Source organism: Paenibacillus gorillae (assembly GCF_000513275.1).
GTDB classification, from domain to species: Bacteria; Bacillota; Bacilli; order Paenibacillales; family Paenibacillaceae; genus Pristimantibacillus; species Pristimantibacillus gorillae.
Genome location: NZ_CBVJ010000072.1, coordinates 24,389 through 36,632, shown reverse-complemented (window position 1 = coordinate 36,632; position 12,244 = coordinate 24,389). Strand labels below are relative to the sequence as shown.

Here is a 12,244-nt window from a genome sequence, read left to right as displayed (position 1 = left end):
AAAGTGCAGTTGAAATCACTATATTTCACGATAAAGCGGCTTTTTTAGCTAATCAAACTGCACTTTTGCATTTTGAGGCGATAAATCGGGCAAAATGCGGCCGACAACATGTACTTTTACATTTTGATTACCGGCGGCGCCATCAGTTGGCATCATGTTCGAATAGATCTGTAAAATGCACGAATGTCTTCGGCCAGAAGCTCCGGTTCCTCCATCGCCGTAAAATGCCCGCCGGAGGGCATTGTTGTCCAGCGCGTCACATTCAGATTACGTTCTGTCCAAGATTGAGGAGGCAGCAGTATATCCTCGGGGAACAGAGCCAGTCCAGTTGGAACTTCAATGGGGCCGAGCGGCGGCAAGGAATGTGAATTTTCGTAATACATATTGGCTGAAGACCCGATGGTGTTCGTCACCCAATAGATCATAATATGCGTCAACACCTCATCCATGCTGTATATCTGGTTGAGATCACCCTTACAATCACTCCATGCACGTAATTTCTCGACGATCCAAGCTGCCAAACCAACCGGCGAATCGGAGAGTCCGTAGGCAAGTGTCTGCGGCTTAGTCGACTGAATGGACAAGTAGCCTCCCTCTCTTGAAACCCACTCGGCAGCTTTTTTCTTATATTGACGTTCTTCCTCAGCTAGTGACGAATCATCCTGTGAAGCCATGAGACTTCTTATAATGCCAACATCGGTGAGATGGATTCCGTGTAAAAGCTCAGGATGATTGGCTGCCAGATACCTGGTAACACCGGAGCCGATATCTCCGCCTGCAGCAGCAAATTTATTGTAGCCTAATTCTTGGGTCATTAGCTTCGCCCACAGCTGGGACACAACATAATTGTTGATCCCTGACCGAGCAGGATGGCCGGAAAATCCGAATCCAGGCAAGGAAGGGACGATGACATCAAAGGCGTCTTCTGCATGACCCCCGTAACGTGCAGGATCGGTTAGGAGCGGAATTATTTTTTCATAACGAAGATAGCTGTCAGGCCAGCCATGGGTAAGAATAAGAGGCAGCGGATTAGGGCCTTTGCCGCGTTCGTGTACGAAATGGATATTGATTCCGTCGATCGTGGAGCAAAACTGGGAAAACCGATTCAACGCCGATTCTTGTGCGCGCCAGTCGTACTGATCCCTCCAATAGGCAACGAGTGATTGCAGATAGTTTAGATCGGTTCCTCTTTCCCAGCCTTCGTCTGCCAGTGAGTCCGGCCAGCGGATGTGATGAAGTCTATATTGCAGGTCGTTAAGGATTTCATCGGAGACATGGATATGATACCGTTCAACAGTCATTATGATTTCCTCCTTTTTTGTTCATTTGCAACCTCATTATAGTCCTTGAACCGGTATGTTACACTGGAGTAAGTGAAGCAACCAACTATACTATTTGATAGGTGATCGTGATGCCGCAAGCAGACAGACACAAGGAACGAACCGTGCATATAGAATTTGCAGCAGTGGAGGATTTCAGCAGGCTTCCTTATTCCGAACGATTTACGCTCATTTTTATAACATCCGGAAGTGTAAAAGGGACATTGAATCAACGTCCCATATCAATTGATGCGCCCGGCGTTTTTTGCTTGGCAGAGGGTGCTCATGTGCAAATCGCGGAAAAGATTAACGCAGTTGCTCAGTCTTTCAGCTTTCATCCTGAATTTCTTAACACCGTAACGCTTTCCGAGACTAAAGAGTATTTTCCGTCAGCGCCAAGCATACAAACGGGACTTTCTCTATTTCAGAGCAATCATCATTATGCCGGAGTGCCTCGTATGACGGAAAAAGCGTTCCCGCTGCTGCTGGAATGGTTTTTCGTCCTTGGCATGGAAGTGCAGGCGCAAAGCGATGCGCTCTGGGTGTGCAGAATTAAAAAGTATCTCATTCAAATATTGGGCTTGTTGGAGGAACTGAACCGCAATAGCGAGCATTCGCCTGTCGATGCAGCGTTAGACTATATTCATACGAATTATCCGCGAAAAATATCGTTGGAGGATTTGACGAAGTGCGCGCATTTGAATCGTGTCACTTTAAATAAGCGATTTCAGGAGAGGTGCGGGTATACAGCGATCGGCTATTTGCTGACGCATCGATTAAAGGTGGCGGGCGATCTGCTGACCCATACTGATATGAGTCTGAGTGAAATAGCGCTCGCTGCCGGATTTGAGTATGACACTTACTTTATTAAACAGTTTACAGCTAGAAAAGGGTTGTCCCCGACAGCTTACCGGAATATCTCCCGTAAGTTCTCTAGTGCTCAATAATAAGGCATAGCAAATAGAAATGAAGAAGCGGGTGCTGTCCTGATTAGAGGATAGCACCCGCTTCTGTGTCTATTCATGCACCTAGCACTGGCATTGCGGAGGAGTTACTTCGCGATTTTAGCGAAGTATTCCAGCGTTCGAACCAATTGAGCCGTGTAAGACATTTCGTTATCGTACCAGGCTGCAGTTTTCACCAGCTGCTGGTCCCCAACCGTCAGAACCTTTGTCTGAGTAGCGTCAAATAGGGAGCCGAAAGTCATTCCCTTAATATCCGAAGATACGATCTCGTCTTCCGTGTAACCGTAAGTTTCGGGATCAGAGGCTTCTTTCATGGCGGCGTTAACTTCCGCAACTGTAACCTTCTTGTTCAGAACAGCAACAAGCTCCGTTACGGAGCCTGTAGCAACTGGCACACGTTGAGATGCGCCATCCAGCTTGCCCTGCAGCTCGGGAAGAACCAGACCGATTGCTTTTGCTGCGCCGGTTGGATAGGGAACAATATTTTCCGCCGCAGCCCGTGCTGCACGGAAGTCACCTTTTGGATTAGGAGCGTCCAGCGTGTTCTGATTGCCTGTATAGGCGTGAACGGTCGTCATTAATCCGGAATGAATGCCAAACTTGTCATGCAGAGCTTTAGCCATAGGAGCCAGACAGTTTGTTGTGCAGGAAGCGCCGGAAATGACGGTTTCTGTTCCGTCCAGCGTGTCATGATTTACGTTGTACACGATGGTTTTCATGTCGCCTGTTGCCGGGGCGGAAATGACAACTTTTTTGGCGCCGCCCTTCAGGTGAAGCTCTGCCTTTTCTTTGGTAGTGAAGAAACCTGTACATTCCAGAACGATATCTACCCCAAGCTCGCCCCAAGGAATTTCTTCGGGGTTACGGTTAGCCAGCACTTTAACCTCTTTGCCTTTAACCGTGAAGGTCCCGTCATGAACTTCAATATCGCTAGCAAACATGCCTTGCGTTGTATCATATTTGAGCAGATGAGCCAGCATTTTCGCATCGGTCAGATCGTTAATCGCCACAACCTCGATACCTTCCAGCTCTTGAATACGGCGAAAAGCGAGTCTGCCTATCCGTCCAAAACCGTTAATGCCTACTTTTACACTCATAAAATAATCCTCCTGGAATCGTCATTTATTTCAAACAGGCAAACACCTGTCATGAAATCAAAGGAAAGCGGGGAGCGCTGAGCTCCTAAAATTGCTTGAGAGTGAATGTTGCAAAATAAGAGACCAATCGGTATCTTTATTGTATCATGATTTTACGGATTGGCAAGGCTTCGGTCGTCTAAGTTTTGATATAATGTTGAATTAGAATAAGTTCATTCGGAGGAAGCTATGAAAAAAGGAGATCGGACAAGAGAACACATCATTATGAAGTCAGCGGTTATCTTTAATCAGAAGGGTTATGCCGGCACTTCGCTAAATGATATTATTGCGGATACAGGAATTAAGAAGGGAGGCATCTACCGGCACTTTTGTCAGCAAAGACGAGATTGCGCTTGAAGCCTACAATTATGCTGCCAGTACGGTCAGCAGTAAATTATCTGAGGCGGTCGATCAAGAGCAGTCCGCGTCGGGACGGTTGATTGCTTTTTTTCGAGTTTACGGAGATGTGGTCAACAACCCTCCCTTTATTGGCGGATGTCCGATGCAGAATACGGCGGTGGAAAGTGATGATACGCATACGGAGCTTCGTGACCGGGCAAGGCAAGGGCTGCATAATTTTCTGGATTTGATGAAGGGTATTATTAGCGACGGGATTAGAGCAGGGGAGTTTAAAGCAGATTTGGATTCGGAGGCACTTGCATCATTTGCTTTCTCGTTGTTGGAAGGCGGTATTTTGTTGAGCAAGCTGGATGGAGATAACAAGCATATGCATACGAATACAGCAATCTTCTCATCCTACTTGGAGCAATGCTGCTTGAAGAGCGGTTAGTATGAGCTCGGCAATGTAGGAGCTTCCGTCCTCCAGCTCAGAGAAGCTGCAAATGGATTGGCGGGAGATACAGAGATTGCACGGGCTGGAGGCTGCAGACGGTACTTCGTTACAAGCGCAAATAAAAGAAGAAATACAGGATTATGTATTTCTTCTTCCTTATACTGCTCGTTTATAACCCTAGTAGGGTTTATTTAAGTTTGACCGGAATTTCCTTAAGTCCTCTAACAATCATGCCTGGTCTCCATTCCAGTTCTTGAACATCGGCCTGCAGTTGCATATCGGGGAAACGGCGAAGCAGCGTATTGATGGCGATCTCGCCTTCAAGCCGAGCAAGAGGCGCCCCCAGACAGAGGTGAATGCCTTTGCCAAAGGCCAGATGCGGACTCTTCTCCCGAGTGATGTCAAACACATCCGCATCCTGAAACTTCGCTTCATCCCGATTGGCTGAATCAAGCGCGACGATAACAAGCTCGCCTTTGGCTATCTGATGTCCATGGAAATCGAGATCTTCCGATGCCCAGCGGGATGTGCTGAATTCAACCGGTCCGTTATAACGCAGCATTTCTTCAACGGCTTTGTGGATTAACTCTGGCTGCTGGATAAGCAAATCACGTTGTTCGGGATGCTCCAAGAGGGCGAGAACGCCGTTGCCGATCAGGTTAACGGTTGTTTCGTGTCCGGCTACGATCAGCAGCGCGACAACGCTGAGCAATTCCTCTTCCGATAAATGTTCGCCTGCTTCCTCTGCCATGACGAGCTGGCTGATCAGATCGTCACCCGGCTGCTCGCGTGTTTTGGCAAACCAGGCATTCAAGTAATCTGTGAACTCCTGGATATGCTGCTCAATTACTTCGGCATGCTCTTCACTTGTTGCATCGATGATGGAGTTGGACCATAACCGAAATTTGTCCTGATCTTCAACAGGTACACCGAGAATCTCGCTGATGACAATAATCGGTAATGGAAAAGCAAACTCATCAATTAGATTCATTTTATCGGGGGATTTGAGACCATCCAGAAGATCATCGGCTATTTGCTGAATATGGCTTCTCATGCCCTCAATCATTCGGGGGGTGAAGGCTTTTTGTACGAGTCCGCGCAGCCGGCGATGATCAGGCGGATCGGCAAAGAGCATATTATGCACAAAGATATTTTGCTGATCAGGTCCGTGAAGCTTGACGATGTCCTTACTAAAACGATTATCCTTCAATACCTCTACGGCATCCTCATACCGGTTAATCATCCAGCCGAATTCACCGTTAGGAAACAGCACCTTGAAAATCGGAATATTCGCTCTCAGTTTCTCATAGACAGGATAGGGGTTTTGTGTGAATTCTTTGGTGAACAACTCAGACAGGGAGGTTTCGTTTGTACTCAAAATGGTTTAACTCCTCTCATCAGAAATTCTTTGTGTAAAATGGAAGGGGCAGCAGTACGTATCAATGTACAAGTACATGTCTAATATATGTCTATATTGAACAAAGATTAATCGTTCTGTGTGAGGAATTTATGTCATTTTTTCTCATTCATACTATTAATGATTGTAATCATGTTGATCAGCAAGGCAGTAAAATCTCAATCTTCGTCCCTTGCAACACTTTAGACTGAACCTGAATTTCGCCGTCGTGCGCTTCAACGATCGATTTGGCGATGCTCATTCCAAGGCCGGAGCCATTCGTCGATTCTAACGTATTCGTTCCGCGGTAGTAGCGTTTGAATAAATGGTGCAGCGTTTCCTCGTCCATCCCTTGGCCATTATCAATAACCCGGATGTATGCTTTGTTGTTGAGCATGCCTACAGAGACAGTAACACTTACGCCCGGCGGATTATGCTTCACGGCGTTGGACAGCAGATTGTCCATCAGCCGCAATAGCCAAGTTTCATCTGCTTGTATCATCAAGGGACGTTCTTCTCCAACGTAGATGAACGGATACTGGGACATCGTAGCGTCGTTGATGTATTTCAGTACGGAGCAGCGAACCAGCTCATCCAAATCGATCTCGCGCAGCTCTATAATGGAATCACCCTGCTTGAGCTGATGAATCATGGAGAAATCAGAGATCAGCTCCAGCATATAATCCCCTTTTTCCCGAATTGTTGATCCCATGATCCGCATCTCCTCCTGGCTCCATTCTTCAGGCAAGCTTTCCAGCATGTACCCATAACCTTGAATGGTGGAAAGGGGTGTCCGCAAATCATGGGAAATCCCTGACATCCACTCTGCTTGTGACTTCTCCAGCCTTGCACGTTCCTTCTCGGTTTGTTCCAATTGATGCGTCATTTGATAAAAGGATTCAATAACCTCCTTATAAAGCTTGTATCTCGAACGCATCATGCCGTTGCGGCGAAACACCTTGCGCATATCTTTGGCGGTCAGCACTTCGTTGTACTGCCCCTTGCGCATCCGTTCAAACCAGCCTGCAAACAAAATAAGCGGCTGTCCGTAGCGATTGCCATGCCAGACGGAGAGCGGAATGGCCAACAGCAGAATGAGGCCAACAAACCAGAATAAATTACGAGTTGCCGTGTCCATTAGCGGATGCTTTAGAGGTCCCCCAGTAGTATTAGGCGTGTAGAGAATCCAACTCATTCCGCTCAGCTTGTCCCGGTGGGTGACAATATTCGTGTCATAGTTGCCGGGTGATTGCTGGATGGCCAGAATATCCAGCGAACGATACGTCTTCTGTACATAAGCTTCATCGCCTACGCCTTGCACCGGATGTCCTGCAGAGTCCATTATCTGCAGATAAGAGCCGGTCTCGCGCAGCTTCTGATTCAGTTGAGGAATCGCTGCGTTTTGCACCAGTCCCTTATGCCCGTAGTCATTGAATAAACTTATAAGCTGGTCCAGCTCACCATTATGGTAGCCCATCATATATAGAAGCGGCTCATTGAACGTAAAATTCAGCTGTGTATAGACGGCAAATTTCTCTAGTATACGTGTTTCCTGAATATCGAGCAGTTGTGCGGTGGAGTAAGAGGACGGCAGTGCATGTGATGCTGTATTGACGGCGTAAATCACATCGCCATTCGCATTCACAACCTGCATCCACATCCCTTTTTCCTCAATGAAACGGTCCCACTTGGGGGAGACCTTAATCATCCCGTCCTTGGAGCTCGCTTCTTGCGCAATCAGCTGCAGGGCGCCAACCGGAAAATTCCGGCGAAATTCATTGTTTTTCGTATTCTGAAAGTACAGGATGCAGGCAATCAGCGTGAGGGCCACTATCAACAAGGCATAGAAAATCAATTGATATGTAAAGTGGAAAGCCATACGTTGCTGGATTTTCATTGCTCCTGCGACTCCTTTGCCAGCTTGTAGCCGAGTCCGCGTACAGTAAGCAGCAGCTTTGGATTGCCAGGATCAATCTCGATACGCTCTCTTATGCGCCGGATGTGTACCATCACGGTCGCGTCATCACCCTGTCCATTAATCCCCCAAACCTTGTCGTAGAGCTGCGTTTTGGAAAATATGATGCCCGGATACTTGCTGAAGTGCAGCAATAGCTGGAAGACTTGCGCAGGACAAGGGACAAGCTGATCTTCCACGATTAATTCGCCCTCCGCCTCATTAATAGTGAAGCGGCTGAATCGATAAATACCCGATTCGGGCCGTTTCATTGGACTAGCCGCCATAGTCTCCGGCTCCAGACGGCGTATGCGTGCCTGAATTCTCGCAGCAACCTCCAGCGGGTTGAAGGGCTTCGTAATATAATCATCCCCGCCCATGGCGAAGCCCCGAAGAACATCAAGGTCAGAAGTTTTGGCCGTCAGAAAGAAAATATGCGGATTGCCGTATTCGCGAAGCTTCGAGCAAAGCTCAAGGCCGCTGCCATCGGGAAGCATAATGTCGAGCAGAATGATATCAGGGACTATGCGTTTCGTTAAGCTTAGTGCTTCTGCACAGGAGGAAGCCGAGTATAGCTGGTTGAATCCTTCTCTGCGCAGCACCATTTGCAGCATGGTAACAATCGAAGGCTCGTCGTCGACGATTGCGATTTTTATGTCGGATTGATTAGTCGTTGTTTTCATCGTTTTCACCCATTTTCATAGTAGCAATCTCACTTTAACAGAACCTAAACACAGTAGCAAAAGTCAGCATGCATTTCATAATAATTATTGACTGAATGGTCTGGATTGTGTAAGATAGGGTCGAAAGGAGGCTGAGGAAATGGCAAGAAGCAAGGAATTTGATACGACTGAGGTTCTGCATAAGGCGATGAAGGTTTTCGGCCGCTATGGTTACGAGGGTACATCTCTCCAAAACTTATTGGATGGTTTAGGGATTGCCCGTCAGAGTCTTTATGATACTTATGGGACGAAGAGAGATCTGTTCATTAAGGCTGTGAAGCATTATGTAGAAGAAAAGTCATCTGCTGCAGTTGCCTATCTGGATCGTACGGAGCCGGTTAAAAAAGTGATCGCCGATATTTTTCAGACCGTTGTATTTGCCCTGCAAGATGAAGAGCGGCGTGAAGAATGTTTGATACTATACAGCGCTATTGATCAAATCCCTCATGATTCTGAAATTGCAGCGCTATTTGAACGAGATCGCATGCTGTTGGAAAAAGCGTTCTATGAAGCGTTAGCCCGTGCTCAACGAGAGGGAGAAATCGGAGCAAATCATGACCTTCATGCGCTGGCACGTTATTTATACCATGCACGCTACGGACTGACGCAAACAGCGAAGCTATCTAACGATCCTAAAGTTCTAGAGGATGTTGCAGCGGTTGTACTCTCTACGCTTGATCATTATTAATGCAAGAGAATCTTCTGATTTAAAGGCGGCAATGCCGCTTGTGTCTGATTATTCTAGACTATTCAGTCCGATAAAACTTTGCAGGGAAATTTGACTGAAAAGTCTAGAAAGCAAGGAGTAATCTTTTTTTAATCATAATAGACTGTTTGGTCTGTAAAAGGGAAAGGACGATTCAACATGACTGTTAACAAACATAAGGGTCTAGCATTAATGCTGCTTGCTGTATCCCAGTTAATCATGGCGCTTGATTACACGATTATTTTTGTGGCACTGCCTTCAATAGGGGAGGCTTTAGCCTTTTCCGCTAACCACTTGCAGTGGGTTGTCAGTGCGTATTCACTTGTTTTTGGAGGATTTCTGTTAATTGGAGGGCGGCTGTCTGACTTGCTCGGCAGGCGTAAAATGTTTATCATCGCGATGAGCCTGTTCGGTTTAGGGTCATTGCTCGGTGGTCTGGCAACTTCGCAAATGCTTCTGATCATTGCCAGGGGATTGCAAGGACTTGGCGGAGCGCTCCTGTCGCCAGCAACATTGTCGCTAATTATGTCCAATTTCAATGAAGGCGCCGAGCGCAACCGGGCAATGGGGATATGGGCTGCGATGGGCGGTGTCGGCCTGTCTGCCGGATTGCTGCTGGGAGGAGTGTTAACGAGCTATGCCGGCTGGAAATTTACGTTTTTCGTTAACGTACCGATCACGATAATCGCAATCATTCTTGCGCCTGTTGTACTTGTGGAGAGCAAAGTGGAATCGGGCAAAAAGCATTATGATGCAGCGGGTACAATATCCGTGACAGCAGGCATGATCTTCATCGTGTACTACTTGATTCAGTCCCCAGTAGAGGGCTGGGTTAGTGCGGGGACGCTGACGTTCGGAATTTTCGGCGCTGCTTTGCTTCTGTTATTCGTAATAATCGAGAATCGTACGAGGGAACCGTTACTCCCATTCCGATTGTTTCGCAATCGCAACCTGACCGGTGCTGCTTTGACGGCAGCGCTATTCTCAGCTTCGTTCGGTACGCTGTACTACTTTTTGACTTTGTACACGCAAGGTGTGCTGCATTTATCGGCGATCCAATCCGGCTTAAGCTTCTTGCCGCTTACGATCAGCGCAATTTTTTGGGGCAAAGCTTGTTCATAAAATGCTATCGGTCGTCGGAACTTCCGGCACAATTGCTGCCGGTATGGGGCTAGGAGGCATCGGATTCCTGCTGCTTAGCGGGCTCTCTGTATCGGGCCATGTATGGGCAATCATTCCGGGGACGGTTATTATCGGTCTCGGCCAGGCGCTCGTCTTTACGACCATGTTCATTGCGGGCAGCACTGGGATGGATCCGAAGGAACAGGGCGTGGGTTCTGCGATGATTTCGACCGGCCAGCAAATTGGCGGAGCCATCGGCTTGGCTGTTATTATGGCAATCATATCTGCTAGTCTGGGCACGGAAGCATCGTTGGAAACGATGGCAGCGACCGATTTGAATCATGCAATTCGCACCGCATTCGTAATTGCCGCAAGCGTTACGGTGCTCGGCATTCTGTTAAGCTTCGCGATACTAAGACAGAGGAAGATTTCCTAATGTAATGAGTTGATAACGAAGATAAACCAAGGAGCTAAGCGCTTGTTCGCGCACGGCTCCTTGGTTTTTTACATTGTCATATAAGCTCTGCGATCGTCTTAATGCCTTCTGCAATTTGCGTTTCCGTAACGTTGCCGAACCCCATAATCAGGCTTTCTTCATACTTGCCTTTGGTGATGGTGTATCTCTCGGCAGGATAAATTTTAATATTCTGTTCTTCAACTTGTGCGGCAGTACGGGAGTCAAATTTATGTCCCGACAATTTCGCAATCAGATGCAAGCCTGCGGCGTCACCAGAAATCGTTACCCCGCTGCCGAATGCTTCTGTTAAAGCTGAGATGAGACGATTGCGCCTTTTTCCATAAATCCGCTTCATACGGGCGATGTGACGCTCAAGATGGCCGTCAGCCATAAATCTCGCCAAAGTAATCTGGGATAAGGAGGGACATTGCATGTCTGTCATGCGTTTTAAGTGCAGCAGCGGTTTTAGTATTTCCTGTGGAACGACCATATAACCGAGCCGAAGTGAGGGGAACAAGTTTTTGCTGAACGTCCCGACATAAACGACTCGCTCGGCATCAAGCTCCCGGAGCGCATGAACGGGCATTCCAGCATATCGGAACTCACTGTCATAATCGTCTTCGATTATGTAGCTTCCGGTTTGCCGGGCATAGTCCAGAAGCTGAATGCGTCTGCCGATAGACAGGATGCTGCCGAAAGGGAATTGATGCGAAGGGGTAACAAAGACGCATTTGGGCTGCGAATGCACCGGCAAGTCATCGACGCACAAGCCGTGATCATCAACGGGAACTGGTACAATATCGGCGCCAGTCGATGCAAAAATCGAGTGGATAAAGTTAGCGGTGGGGTCCTCAATGGCTACCGTGTCTCCTTGCTTCAATAAAAGCCTGCATAACAGGGCGATGGCTTGGGTAGCTCCGGCTGTCACGACAACCTGCGAAGGTGAACACTGAATTCCTTTGACACGCAGCAGATACCGGCAAATGTTCGTGCGAAGCAGCCAATTGCCTGCCGGATCTTCCTCATAGCCGAATACCGATGAGTGGACATTATCATATACACTTAGCGTAATTTCTTTCCACTTCTTGTACGGAATATGTTCAAGAGCTGGAAAGCTCGGACGAAAATCAATGCCGTTGAACCGCGTTTCTGCGAATTCCGTGGACATTATTCCAGCCGGAGCATCATCTGAAGTGGTGAGCCGGTCTTGAAAAGACCGGCTGCTTCCTAAATCCAATACATAGGTTCCGGAACCTTGCCGGCCTTCCGAATAGCCCTCAGCTATAAGCTGTTCATACACTTCTACAACAAGCGCCCGTGACACTCCGAGCTCGCTTGCAATATCCCTCGTTGACGGAAGACGGCTACCCGCAGCATATCTGCCTTTGAAAATACGCTCTCGAAGCAGCTCATAGACCCGTTTTGTTTTCGTATCGGCGGTTGTATAAGGATCTGACGGATTCGGCATAAATGTATTCCTTTCCTATCCTTGAATTGGTATGCCAATATTAGCATGAGAGTGGTGCTTATTCATACCAATCCTTCGTGTTAATATAAAGCTTGCCAATAAACCCCGTCAGGAGCATGGATACTACAGAGGTACGGTATCTGGCAACCTGCTGGGCTTACGACAGTATGGGACAATTCAGTTTGGGGATATTAGGAGGACTTGGC

12 protein-coding genes are annotated in these 12,244 nt (G+C 47.6%); 6 read left to right on the top strand and 6 right to left on the bottom strand.

Annotated elements, in window-relative coordinates; translation table 11 throughout:
* Window positions 1-152 precede the first annotated feature (152 nt).
* Window positions 153-1,301, bottom strand: a complete 1,149-nt coding sequence (locus tag TY10_RS12125; RefSeq protein WP_042163704.1) for an epoxide hydrolase family protein — start codon at window positions 1,299-1,301, stop codon at window positions 153-155.
* Window positions 1,302-1,411: 110 nt separating this feature from the next.
* Between TY10_RS12125 and TY10_RS12120 the strand changes: the two genes are divergently transcribed.
* Window positions 1,412-2,266, top strand: coding sequence for a helix-turn-helix domain-containing protein (locus tag TY10_RS12120; RefSeq protein ID WP_042163712.1), 855 nt, complete (start codon window positions 1,412-1,414; stop codon window positions 2,264-2,266).
* A 104-nt stretch (window positions 2,267-2,370) separates the two neighbouring features.
* Here TY10_RS12120 and gap read toward each other — a convergent pair whose 3' ends face one another.
* Window positions 2,371-3,381 carry a type I glyceraldehyde-3-phosphate dehydrogenase gene (gene gap, locus TY10_RS12115; protein ID WP_042163702.1) on the bottom strand — a complete coding sequence of 337 codons (1,011 nt, stop codon included), beginning with the start codon at window positions 3,379-3,381 and terminating at the stop codon, window positions 2,371-2,373.
* Window positions 3,382-3,609: 228 nt separating this feature from the next.
* Here gap and TY10_RS32540 point away from each other — a divergent pair, with 228 nt between their 5' ends.
* Both TY10_RS32540 and TY10_RS12110 read left to right on the top strand, forming a co-directional pair.
* Entirely contained in the window at window positions 3,610-3,777 is a 168-nt protein-coding gene (locus TY10_RS32540; RefSeq protein ID WP_420329401.1) for a TetR/AcrR family transcriptional regulator, read from the top strand.
* On the top strand, window positions 3,698-4,210 hold the full coding sequence (locus tag TY10_RS12110) for a TetR family transcriptional regulator C-terminal domain-containing protein (protein ID WP_337588352.1): 513 nt from the start codon (window positions 3,698-3,700) through the stop codon (window positions 4,208-4,210). The genes TY10_RS32540 and TY10_RS12110 overlap by 80 nt, the downstream gene beginning before the upstream one ends.
* A 190-nt stretch (window positions 4,211-4,400) precedes the next feature.
* Here the strand turns inward: TY10_RS12110 and TY10_RS12105 are convergent, their stop codons facing one another.
* From TY10_RS12105 to TY10_RS12095, 3 genes are all read right to left on the bottom strand, one after another.
* Window positions 4,401-5,591, bottom strand: coding sequence for a cytochrome P450 family protein (locus TY10_RS12105; protein WP_042163701.1), 1,191 nt, complete (start codon window positions 5,589-5,591; stop codon window positions 4,401-4,403).
* 178 nt (window positions 5,592-5,769) lie between these two features.
* Window positions 5,770-7,506, bottom strand: a complete 1,737-nt coding sequence (locus TY10_RS12100) for a HAMP domain-containing sensor histidine kinase (protein ID WP_042163699.1) — start codon at window positions 7,504-7,506, stop codon at window positions 5,770-5,772.
* Entirely contained in the window at window positions 7,503-8,246 is a 744-nt protein-coding gene (locus TY10_RS12095; protein ID WP_042163697.1) for a response regulator transcription factor, read from the bottom strand. Before TY10_RS12095 ends, TY10_RS12100 begins: the two co-directional genes overlap by 4 nt.
* Window positions 8,247-8,385: 139 nt before the next feature.
* Between TY10_RS12095 and TY10_RS12090 the strand changes: the two genes are divergently transcribed.
* The 3 genes from TY10_RS12090 (at window position 8,386) to TY10_RS31515 (ending at window position 10,549) form a co-directional block, all read left to right on the top strand.
* Complete coding sequence (locus TY10_RS12090) at window positions 8,386-8,973, top strand: TetR/AcrR family transcriptional regulator (RefSeq protein ID WP_042163695.1); 588 nt, start codon at window positions 8,386-8,388, stop codon at window positions 8,971-8,973.
* Between the two features lie 177 nt (window positions 8,974-9,150).
* Window positions 9,151-10,113: an MFS transporter gene (locus TY10_RS12085; RefSeq protein ID WP_238327567.1), complete on the top strand. Its 963-nt coding sequence runs from the start codon at window positions 9,151-9,153 to the stop codon at window positions 10,111-10,113.
* A 1-nt stretch (window position 10,114) separates the two neighbouring features.
* Entirely contained in the window at window positions 10,115-10,549 is a 435-nt protein-coding gene (locus TY10_RS31515) for an MFS transporter (protein WP_238327566.1), read from the top strand.
* A 76-nt stretch (window positions 10,550-10,625) separates the two neighbouring features.
* On the opposite strand, the gene pdxR is transcribed toward TY10_RS31515, so the two are convergent.
* A complete protein-coding gene (pdxR, locus tag TY10_RS12080) occupies window positions 10,626-12,038 on the bottom strand; it encodes a MocR-like pyridoxine biosynthesis transcription factor PdxR (protein ID WP_042163693.1) in 1,413 nt (470 codons plus the stop codon).
* Between the last annotated feature and the right edge of the window lie 206 nt (window positions 12,039-12,244).

What these genes read in the sequence shown, in the direction of transcription:
- TY10_RS12125 (WP_042163704.1), bottom strand. Translation starts at nt 1,301, where the DNA reads ATGACTGTTGAACGGTATCATATCCATGTCTCCGATGAAATCCTTAAC.
- TY10_RS12120 (WP_042163712.1), top strand. Translation starts at nt 1,412, where the DNA reads ATGCCGCAAGCAGACAGACACAAGGAACGAACCGTGCATATAGAATTT.
- gap (WP_042163702.1), bottom strand. Translation starts at nt 3,381, where the DNA reads ATGAGTGTAAAAGTAGGCATTAACGGTTTTGGACGGATAGGCAGACTC.
- TY10_RS32540 (WP_420329401.1), top strand. Translation starts at nt 3,610, where the DNA reads ATGAAAAAAGGAGATCGGACAAGAGAACACATCATTATGAAGTCAGCG.
- TY10_RS12110 (WP_337588352.1), top strand. Translation starts at nt 3,698, where the DNA reads ATGATATTATTGCGGATACAGGAATTAAGAAGGGAGGCATCTACCGGC.
- TY10_RS12100 (WP_042163699.1), bottom strand. Translation starts at nt 7,506, where the DNA reads ATGAAAATCCAGCAACGTATGGCTTTCCACTTTACATATCAATTGATT.
- TY10_RS12095 (WP_042163697.1), bottom strand. Translation starts at nt 8,246, where the DNA reads ATGAAAACAACGACTAATCAATCCGACATAAAAATCGCAATCGTCGAC.
- TY10_RS12090 (WP_042163695.1), top strand. Translation starts at nt 8,386, where the DNA reads ATGGCAAGAAGCAAGGAATTTGATACGACTGAGGTTCTGCATAAGGCG.
- TY10_RS12085 (WP_238327567.1), top strand. Translation starts at nt 9,151, where the DNA reads ATGACTGTTAACAAACATAAGGGTCTAGCATTAATGCTGCTTGCTGTA.
- TY10_RS31515 (WP_238327566.1), top strand. Translation starts at nt 10,115, where the DNA reads ATGCTATCGGTCGTCGGAACTTCCGGCACAATTGCTGCCGGTATGGGG.
- pdxR (WP_042163693.1), bottom strand. Translation starts at nt 12,038, where the DNA reads ATGCCGAATCCGTCAGATCCTTATACAACCGCCGATACGAAAACAAAA.